9 protein-coding genes are annotated in these 9185 nt (G+C 55.1%); 5 read left to right on the top strand and 4 right to left on the bottom strand.

From position 1 onward, the window contains the following. Nucleotides 1–7: 7 nt before the first annotated feature. Both AD948_RS10025 and AD948_RS10030 read right to left on the bottom strand, forming a co-directional pair. The gene (locus AD948_RS10025; protein WP_061471777.1) at nucleotides 8–904 is read right to left on the bottom strand and encodes a prephenate dehydratase; all 897 of its coding nucleotides are present in this window, start codon (nucleotides 902–904) and stop codon (nucleotides 8–10) included. 8 nt (nucleotides 905–912) lie between these two features. Next, on the bottom strand, nucleotides 913–1647 hold the full coding sequence (locus AD948_RS10030; RefSeq protein ID WP_061471778.1) for a 3-deoxy-manno-octulosonate cytidylyltransferase: 735 nt from the start codon (nucleotides 1645–1647) through the stop codon (nucleotides 913–915). Nucleotides 1648–1797: 150 nt separating this feature from the next. Between AD948_RS10030 and AD948_RS10035 the strand changes: the two genes are divergently transcribed. From AD948_RS10035 to AD948_RS10050, 4 genes are all read left to right on the top strand, one after another. Then, on the top strand, nucleotides 1798–2283 hold the full coding sequence (locus AD948_RS10035) for a c-type cytochrome (RefSeq protein ID WP_061471780.1): 486 nt from the start codon (nucleotides 1798–1800) through the stop codon (nucleotides 2281–2283). A 25-nt stretch (nucleotides 2284–2308) separates the two neighbouring features. After that, entirely contained in the window at nucleotides 2309–3103 is a 795-nt protein-coding gene (locus tag AD948_RS10040; protein ID WP_061471782.1) for an inositol monophosphatase family protein, read from the top strand. A 98-nt stretch (nucleotides 3104–3201) separates the two neighbouring features. Continuing rightward, complete coding sequence (serA, locus tag AD948_RS10045) at nucleotides 3202–4455, top strand: phosphoglycerate dehydrogenase (RefSeq protein ID WP_058988932.1); 1254 nt, start codon at nucleotides 3202–3204, stop codon at nucleotides 4453–4455. Nucleotides 4456–4477: 22 nt separating this feature from the next. After that, nucleotides 4478–5974, top strand: a complete 1497-nt coding sequence (locus AD948_RS10050; RefSeq protein WP_061471784.1) for a YifB family Mg chelatase-like AAA ATPase — start codon at nucleotides 4478–4480, stop codon at nucleotides 5972–5974. Between the two features lie 220 nt (nucleotides 5975–6194). Here AD948_RS10050 and metC read toward each other — a convergent pair whose 3' ends face one another. Together metC and AD948_RS10060 are read right to left on the bottom strand one after the other, a co-directional pair. Next, on the bottom strand, nucleotides 6195–7409 hold the full coding sequence (metC, locus tag AD948_RS10055) for a cystathionine beta-lyase (protein WP_061471786.1): 1215 nt from the start codon (nucleotides 7407–7409) through the stop codon (nucleotides 6195–6197). Between the two features lie 4 nt (nucleotides 7410–7413). Next, the gene (locus AD948_RS10060; protein ID WP_082782390.1) at nucleotides 7414–8256 is read right to left on the bottom strand and encodes a sulfurtransferase; all 843 of its coding nucleotides are present in this window, start codon (nucleotides 8254–8256) and stop codon (nucleotides 7414–7416) included. 272 nt (nucleotides 8257–8528) lie between these two features. Between AD948_RS10060 and AD948_RS10065 the strand changes: the two genes are divergently transcribed. Next, the coding region (locus AD948_RS10065) for an AI-2E family transporter (protein ID WP_140385756.1) at nucleotides 8529–9185 on the top strand (657 nt) is incomplete at its 3' end.

Here is a 9185-nt window from a genome sequence, read left to right on the forward strand (position 1 = left end):
CTGTCGTCTATCCTGCAATGGCGTCTGCGCATCCTGAAGACGGTTCTTCAGGGGGACGGCCTGACATTTGCCGCCGGAAGGGCGACTGCTTGTAAACACCAAGGATTTTGGCGTTTTCGGAGAAGAAATCAAGTTCAGCTAACGCTTTGCCAAGGGGGGCATCTTCCGGGTGCCCCTCCACATCCAGCAGAAAGCGGGTTGCGGCAAAGCCGCCGCCCGTCATGTAGCTTTCTAGCCGGGTCATGTTGACCCCACTGGTCGCAAACCCTCCCAGAACCTTGTAAAGCGCGCCCGGGATATTTTTGACGCTGAAAATGACCGTTGTCATATTGTCAGGCGTGCCGGGTGACGGGCGCTGTTCGGAGCGGGATGCAATATAGAAGCGCGTTGTGTTGTGCTTTGCATCTTCAACGTTTCTCTGCAGAATTTGCAGCCCGTTCAATTGCCCCGCCAGTTCTGATGCGACTGCTGCTTCCTCGGGTTTTTTCCACAATGCGACCAACTCTGCCGCCCCGGCTGTGTCAAACTCAACGACAGGCGTGAAATTATGGGTTTTCAGCAGGGTGCTGATCTGGCCCATGGCAACAGGATGGGTGTGAACGCGTTTCACGTCTTCAATGCGGGTTCCCGGCACACCAAGAAGGCAATGCTCCACGCGTTGGAAGTGCTCTCCCACAATATAGAGACCTGAATTGGGCAGGAGCGAATGAATGTCCGGCACGCGGCCAGCCAGACTATTTTCACATGCCAGCATGGCCAGTTCAGCGTCACCTTTGTGGACAGCCTCAATCGCTTCCGCAAATGTTTTGCACGGTAGCGTTTGCCAGCCGGGCTTGGCGGTACGGCATGCCAGATCGGAATAGGCGCCGGGTCTGCCCTGAAAGGCGATAACCTTTTTGGTCATGTCTTTGATTATGCTCCGAAGGCCTGTCGGGCGCGTTCAAGGTCTGCTGGGGTATCTACGCCAAAGGGCGCTATGTCAATTTTCGTGCACCCGATACGCATCCCTGCTTCAAGTGCGCGAAGCTGTTCCAGCTTTTCACGCTTTTCCAATCCGGATTCTGGCAGGCTGACAAACCGCTGGAGAGCGTCACGGCGCCAGCCATAGACCCCGACATGATGCCAGAGCGGCCCTTCGCCCCATGGAAGAGGAAGGCGCGAAAAATATAATGCCGGGGCCGAAATGGCATCTACCGGGAAATCGCACGCGACCTTGACCACGGAAGATGCCAGTTTTTCTTCCTCTGACAGCACAGGAGCCACGAGGGTCGCGATATCAAACTCTGGCTTGTTCAATGGATTCAGGATGGCCCGGAGAGAGGATGGCGGAAAAGTTGGCAAGTCACCTTGCAGGTTGATAATGAGATCATGCTTGCCTTGAGCATCAACCAGTTGGGCTGCCTCCCAAACCCTGTCTGAACCAGACGGTAACGCTGGATTGGTCAGAACAGCGTTTCCTCCAGCACCCTGCACAGCATCACAAATAGCCTGATCTGCGGCCGCGACGATTACTGGTCCGATGTCAGCGGCTAAAGCTGCTTCCATAACCCGCACGATCATGGGTTTGCCTGCAATATCAGCGAGCGGTTTGCCCGGCAGGCGGGTGGACGCAAGTCTTGCGGGAATAATAACAAGCGGAGAAACCATCAGCTTGCTCTGTCATTCGGCACGGAATATAGCCTTGGAAACATTGTGGAAACGGTGCTGCATATCCAGCACGGTGAGATGCTTCACACGAAGCGGCGCGTAGTTTAGGAAAGCCGCAGGCCAAACGCAACTGGAGGAAGCAGCGCCCAGATGGATAGCGTGTTTCTCAACAAGGCTGCCGCTGCCGGGTTGCTGAGTATTGCTGTGGCCTGGATCTGTAGCGCGGTAGCCTCAGGCGTTGTGCCCGCCAACGTCCCGGTCAAGCCAGCCTTTTCCGTACCGGGCACGGAAAAGGTGTCTATCGCACCTTACATGGCGCATGCTGATGCTGACCGTGGTGAAGAACTTGCGCGCCAGATCTGTTCAAGTTGTCACGCGCTTGTCAGTGCAGCGGCTGATGGTGTGGGCCCCAACCTTGCTAGTGTTGCGGGCAGGCCAATAGCGACTGCTGCGGGATATGCGTATTCGTCCGCGCTTCTCGGGCAGAAAGAGCATGTCTGGTCGGATCAGGCCCTGTCAGACTGGTTGACTTCCCCTGCCCGCTTTGCTCCCGGAACCCGGATGTCGCTTGTCGGGATATCATCACCGGAGCAACGTGCGGATATCATAGCCTATCTGCACAGATTGGCTGAATAGATCATTCCTTTCTTCAAGGCTTCCCATGACCGTAGATGATCTGACCCCTTTTCTGAATGTTGCTACCATGATGGCCGATGCGGCGCGATGCGTGGTGCGTCCTTGGTTTCGTTCTTCTCTGGCTGTGATTGATAAAGCGGACCAGAGCCCGGTGACGCTGGCAGATCGGACTGCGGAGCGCGTGATGCGGGCTATTCTGGCGGAACGTCTGCCTGACCATGGCGTGTTTGGAGAAGAATTCGGGCTGGAAAATGAAAGCGCTTCCTACAGATGGCTGCTTGACCCTGTGGATGGCACGCGTTCGTTTGTGACGGGGCGGCCGATGTTCGGAACGCTGATTGCTCTTCTGAAAGACGGGGTGCCGGTGTTGGGTATGATCGACCAACCGGTCACTCAGGAGCGATGGATTGGGCTGGCAGGGCAGCAGACGCGTTTTATTTCCCCTCTCGGAGGGCAGGCAGGCACCCGTGCCTGCAAAGAACTGGCTCAGGCAGAACTGTCATGCACGTCTCCTGAAATGCTGGAAAGCGCCCCGCATGACGGATGGAAGACCCTTAAAAAACGGGCCAAACGCATGACATGGGGAGGAGACTGCTATGCATATGGTCTTCTGGCGTTGGGGCAGATTGATATCATTGCTGAATGTGACATGAACCCATGGGACTGGGCAGCACTGGTGCCCATAGTTGAGGGCGCTGGCGGCAGAATAACGGCGTGGGACGGTTCTCCTTTGCATGCTGATGGGGACAGGACCGTTCTGGCTGTGGGAGACATTTCCCTTCATGCCGAGGCCGTTCGGGCACTCGCGCCCAGTCCGTAAAGGTCAGGGTTAACTGAAGTTATATGCCGCAGGATCTATGAATTTGCCGCAATTTGCGATAGGCCTGCGCATCGGCACAACAGGTATGGTTATTCCGCATGAGCACGCAACTGTCCCTTCCCAAGGACAAGATCCGCATTCTGCTGCTTGAGGGCATTCACGACAGTGCCGTCGCATTGCTCAAGGCCAGTGGGTATGAGAACGTCACGCGCCACAAAGGCGCGCTTGAGGGCGATGCCCTGAAAAAGGCATTGGAAGGTGTGCATATTGTTGGCATCCGTTCACGCACACAGTTGACCAAAGAGGTCATAGAAGGTGCAGATCGGCTGGTTGCCATCGGGTGTTTTTGCATCGGCACCAATCAGGTTGACCTTGATACGGCCCGCATGAACGGTATTCCCGTTTTCAACGCACCGTATAGCAACACGCGGTCTGTAGCCGAACTGGTCATGGGCGAGATTGTCATGCTCATGCGCCGCATTTTTCCACGCTCTACCGAATGCCATGTTGGTACATGGAAGAAATCTGCCAGCAATAGCTGGGAAGTAAGAGGTAAGACGCTCGGTATTGTTGGCTATGGCTCCATCGGGTCACAGCTTTCCGTTCTGGCGGAAGCCTTCGGTATGCGTGTGATCTATTTTGATGTGGTTGATAAGCTTGGCCACGGCAATGCGGGATCGGTAGACACGTTGGAAGAACTGCTGGCTGAAAGTGATGTTGTCAGCCTGCATGTGCCGCAACTGCCGTCCACCAAAAACCTGATGGGTGCAGATCAGATCCGAGCCATGAAAAAAGGCTCTTTCCTGATCAATAACGCTCGTGGGAACGTTGTGGATCTTGACGCTCTGGCCGAGGCGCTCAAAGACGGTCATCTGTTGGGTGCCGCTATTGATGTGTATCCCAAGGAGCCAAAAGGTCCGAATGATCGCCTTGAGACCCCCCTTCAGGGCGTGGATAACGTGATCCTCACTCCTCACATCGGGGGCTCCACAGCCGAGGCTCAGGAACGGATTGGCGTGGAAGTGGCGCGCAAGCTTGTTGAGTATTCTGATGTCGGCTCGACGTTTGGGGCGGTGAATTTCCCGGGCGTGCAGTTGCCGCAGAGCCCACGCGGCACGCGGTTTATGCATGTGCACCATAACGTGCCGGGCATGATGATGCGCCTGAATGAAATTTTCCTGCGCGAAACCTGCAACGTTACAGCTCAGTTCCTCCAGACTGACGGAGAGATCGGGTATGTGGTGGTTGAGGCGGACACCGGGAAAAATACCGACCTCGATGATCGGATTTTGAAGGCCTTGCGTGAACTTGAAGGCACAATTCGTGCGCGTCTGATCTACAAAGGCGCGTGAGTTCGGTGTTGAGAGTGCGGGAATGATCAACTCCCGCATTCGGAGTTTTGCTTTTTCAGGCATAGAGGCGCGACCCGTCTGGGTTGAAGTCCAGATCTCCTCTGGATTGCCTGCTTTTCTGATTGTGGGGTTACCTGACAAGGCTGTTGGAGAGGCTCGGGAGCGTGTCCGTGCCTCTTTTACATCTATAGGCCTCGCCCTGCCCGCCAAGCGGATTGTGGTAAATCTGGTCCCTGCGGATATTCCCAAAGAAGGATCACATTTTGATCTTCCTATAGCGCTCGCTCTCTTGAGTGCGATGGAGGTCATACCGTTTGAAGACGTTACCCGCTTTGCTGCGCTGGGAGAATTGTCTCTCGATGGTTCTCTTAATCCTGTAGCGGGTGTGCTTTCTGCCTCCATCGAGGCAGCGTCCATGGAATTAGGGCTTGTGTGCCCTGCCTCTCAGGCTCAGGAAGCGCTTTGTGGCGGCGATATCGCTGTACTTGCTTCCCCAGATCTGCTTAGTCTGATCAATCATTTCAATGGGTTGCAGGTTCTTACGCCACCAGTATTGGCGGTTAAACAGCTTGGTCTAGAAGAAGCCGTTCCTGATCTGGCAGATATCAAGGGAATGGAAACGGGTCGCCGGGCGCTGGAAATTGCAGCGGCGGGAGGCCATTCCCTTCTTTTATCGGGACCACCGGGTGCAGGAAAGTCCATGCTGGCTGCGCGGCTGCCCGGTTTGTTGCCTGATTTGACACCACAGGAAAGCCTGGAAGTCTCACGTATATATAGTGCGGCGGGATTGTTGAAAGATGGTCGGCCTCTCCGTCGGCCGCCTTATCGGGACCCTCATCATTCCGCCAGTCAACCCGCCTTGATTGGCGGCGGAGCGCGAGCCAGACCGGGAGAAATCAGTCTCGCTGACCATGGCGTGCTGTTTTTGGATGAATTGCCTGAATTCTCGCGGGTGGCTCTTGAGGCGTTGCGTCAACCTCTGGAAACAGGCCGTGTCAGTATTGCCCGTGCAGCTGCCCATATTACCTACCCTGCCCGCTTCCAGCTTATTGCAGCCATGAATCCCTGCCGTTGCGGATATTTGGGAGATGCCGAGCGGGAATGCCGCAAAGCGCCTCGGTGTGGAGAAGATTACGTTGCTCGCCTATCTGGGCCGCTGCTGGATCGGATTGATCTGCATGTCGCCATGCAGCCATTTACGCCCTTGGATTATATGACTCAGCAGGCTGGTGAACGTAGCGCTACTGTGGCGGCACGCGTAAACATGGCGCGTGACTTGCAGTATGCCCGCCAGAGTGGCCGCAAGAATGCCAACGCGGCGTTGGAGACTCTTTGTCTTTCTACGTCGGCGCAGGCCATGGCCCAAAAGATATCGGCGCGGTTTCGCTTTTCAGCGCGGGGTTATACCCGTCTCCTGCGTGTGGCACGGACAATTGCAGATCTTGCAGGCGAAAAAGAAATCCAGCCTGCTCATGTGGCGGAAGCGGCAACCTTCCGGCTTCGTGCCGGGCTGGATTGATCTGTTATCGGTTGCCGGCAAACTATTTTTTCAAAGTGTCGCGGAGTAGCTAAATCTAATATGCCGCCTAAAAAAGGCGGTCCGGTTGGGCTGACTCTTATTTTCGGGATTGAAGGTAGTGTACTTTCAGCCCGGCGAGCCGATAGCCAGCTTTCCATTCTGCCTTTCCAGACTCAAAAAATCTTGATTCTCTTCAATCTACGGATTTTTCAGGTGCCTTTTAACGAGGGTTTTTAAGAACCTCAAAGGCTTGAGCCAGGTCATCCTGCAGATCTGTAGGGCTCTCCAGCCCAATTTGTAAGCGGAATGAAGGACCTTGAGGGGTGTCCGCTACGGGATGCTTCCGAATAATGCCGCCGGATGTCGGCAGAACCAGACTTTCGTAACCACCCCAGGATGCTCCGATGCCGAACATCTTGAGGGAATTAACCATGGCTTCCATGGTGCCTTGGCTTATGTCTGAACTGAGGACGACACCGAACAGGCTACCTGCTCCGGTGAAGTCACGTTTCCAGATCTCGTGACCGGGGCAGTCAGGGAGAGCGGGGTGCAGAACACGCGCGACTTCGGGACGAGTTTTTAGCCATTGAGCAATCTGGAAGGCGACACGGGATTGTTGTGCCAGCCTGACCCCCATGGTGCGTAAACCGCGCAATGTCAGCCAGCAATCGTCAGGGCTTGCAAGCTGCCCTAGCTGAATGGCGGCATCCCGGAGGATGTGCCAGTCTTCCTTCGTATTGACAGTAACCGCTCCTGCAATGACATCGGAGTGGCCGGAGGGATATTTCGTCAAAGCCTGAATGGAAATATCCACTCCGTGCTTGAAGGGCGAAAAGATGCCCAACCCCCAAGTGTTATCAAGCATGAGCTTAGCCTGCCCTGCATGGGCGATGGTGGCCAGCATGGAGATATCCTGCACTTCAAACGTGTGGCTACCGGGACTTTCAGCAAACAGGACGCGTGTGTTGGGTTGCATCAGACCCTGAAGCGTTTCTGCATTTGCGCAGGGTGGATAATAGGTGGTGGTAACACCAAAACGTTTGAGGAGTGTTTCAGCAAAGCGCCGGGTGGGGCCATACACGCTATCGGGTAAAAGACAGTGATCACCTGTTTTCAGAAACGCCAGCAGCGGGGTTGTGCACGCGGCCAAGCCGGAACTGACGATCTGACAATTGGTGCCGCCTTCTAGAGAGGCAATAACTTTCTCAAGCTCATGTTGTACAGGTGTGCCCATGGCACCGTATATATATTCGTGATCATAGCGCCGGTGTCCCTGCTTGTTCATGGCATCCAGAGAGGGAAACAGAACGGTGGACCCGCGCGTCAAAGGCAGGTTGACAGGAGATCCTTCCTCCCTCTGCGCAGGACGGCCCTGACGTGTGAGCGCGGAAGAGAGTTTTTCCCATCCTTCACTAACCTGAAACTCTGAAGCCATACTCTTATGCGTCCTTTGTTACGGGGGCATCTGGCGTCGCACCCCATTCTGCCCATGATCCATCATACAATGCGCTGTCAGGAAAACCGGCCCTGCATAGGCCAACGTTGAGCACGCTTGCAGTCATGCCAGAGCCGCATGTTGTAACGGCGGCCTGATCTTCCGGTATGCCTGCTTCCAGAAAAATTTGTCGGAGGGTTTGGGGCGGAAGAAAGCATCCTTTGTCATCAAGCATCCGCTTGAATGGGATGTTCAGAGCCCCAGGCATATGGCCGGAGGCCAGCCCCGGTCTTGGTTCGGGAACGTGGCCATAGAAACGGTCAGCGGAACGGGCATCAAGAATACGCGGCGTATCCGTTTGCACGTATTCCAGCATGTCTCCCAGCCCTTTCAGACGCTCGTAGTGTGGGCGCGGCTGGTAAGTTTCGGCCGAAACTGGCTTTGCTGGTCCTTGCTCGACAGGTAGATCATGGCGTTGCCATTCGGGCAGGCCGCCATCGAGAACATAGGCAAATTCATGCCCGAATAAGCGTGCTAGCCACCAGGCCCGACAGGCAGAGGCGATGTTGCCCTGATCGTAAAAAACAACTCTATCCGTATTTTTTACGCCCAGATGGCCAAACAGCTTACCAAACCGTGCTGGTGTGGGAACAGTATGAGGTTGAGTGCTCTCCGGATCAGAAAACTCATCACCATCAAAATACCGGCTGCCGGGAATATGGGCCTGCTCAAAGCGTGCGTATGGGTTGAAGGTGTCGCCAGGAAGAAGGGCTGTCGCATCAAAGATGCGAAGTTCTCCTGTGGGCAATGTTTCGTACAGTTCTTTTACGGAGAGTAGAGGAAACATCAGCCGTTCTCATCCCATCGCTGCATCATGTTGGCTGGAAGTGTAACGCATGATCAGGCGGATGCGTAAAGTCGGATCATCGGAAACAGGAGCGTAAAGCGTTTTGTGGCGTAATATTCGTTGTCTTCCTGCGCGCAAGATTTTTAGGAGACAGGTGCCAGGACGCTACCGGAAAAAGTGGATGATGATGCATGCCGCGCCTCTAACATATCTGATCTGGGATGAGCATAAAAGGGCCAGACAGAAGGTGCTTTCCGTGTTTTACTCGTCGGATGATCAACGGGTCAGGCATAACAATCGAACGTATCATGCTCGGGCTGCTTCTTGGCGGTATTGCCTATGGCTGTGTGATCGTTCTGGCTCCTTTTTCCTCCGCCCTGCTTTGGGCTGCGGTGCTCACGTATGCCACGTGGCCTGTCTTTCAATATCTCCGGCGCCGGATGCAACCTCTTGCGGCCAGCATGACCATGGCGGGCCTCTGCACCTTCTGCTTTGTTCTGCCCTTGGCGCTTCTGGCGTCCGCAACGGTTTCTGCGGGACCGCGGTGGGCCTATCGGCTGAATGCGCTGTTCAGTGTGTCCCATGAGTTGCCACCGCCTCCCCAGTGGCTCGTCAAACTTCCCATGTTTGGGCAGGAGTTGGCGGTAAAATGGGAGCATCTGGCTCATAATGTCGATCATATTGGCGCAGAACTGCGTCCGTATGCAGGAGACATTGTGCAGTCTCTTCTGGTGCTGCTCATGCAAGTTGCCAATGGTGCTCTGCATCTGGTGATGGCCCTGTTTATCGCGTTCTTTTTCTGGCTCAGCGGCCCCTCTCTGGCTGATACACTGACTGCTGTTGTCACACGCGTGGCGGGACCTCACGCGGGGCGGCATCTGCACATTATCGGCGGGACTGTTCGTGGTACTGTTTATGGTATTTTAGGA

This window comes from Acetobacter senegalensis, from assembly GCF_001580995.1.
GTDB classification, from domain to species: domain Bacteria; phylum Pseudomonadota; class Alphaproteobacteria; order Acetobacterales; family Acetobacteraceae; genus Acetobacter; species Acetobacter senegalensis.

Excerpts from the sequence above, each read along its gene's own strand:
- AD948_RS10060 (WP_082782390.1), bottom strand. The coding sequence starts at position 8,256 with ATGTTTCCTCTACTCTCCGTAAAAGAACTGTACGAAACATTGCCCACA.
- AD948_RS10035 (WP_061471780.1), top strand. The coding sequence starts at position 1,798 with ATGGATAGCGTGTTTCTCAACAAGGCTGCCGCTGCCGGGTTGCTGAGT.
- AD948_RS10025 (WP_061471777.1), bottom strand. The coding sequence starts at position 904 with ATGACCAAAAAGGTTATCGCCTTTCAGGGCAGACCCGGCGCCTATTCC.
- serA (WP_058988932.1), top strand. The coding sequence starts at position 3,202 with ATGAGCACGCAACTGTCCCTTCCCAAGGACAAGATCCGCATTCTGCTG.
- AD948_RS10050 (WP_061471784.1), top strand. The coding sequence starts at position 4,478 with ATGATCAACTCCCGCATTCGGAGTTTTGCTTTTTCAGGCATAGAGGCG.
- AD948_RS10030 (WP_061471778.1), bottom strand. The coding sequence starts at position 1,647 with ATGGTTTCTCCGCTTGTTATTATTCCCGCAAGACTTGCGTCCACCCGC.
- metC (WP_061471786.1), bottom strand. The coding sequence starts at position 7,409 with ATGGCTTCAGAGTTTCAGGTTAGTGAAGGATGGGAAAAACTCTCTTCC.
- AD948_RS10040 (WP_061471782.1), top strand. The coding sequence starts at position 2,309 with ATGACCGTAGATGATCTGACCCCTTTTCTGAATGTTGCTACCATGATG.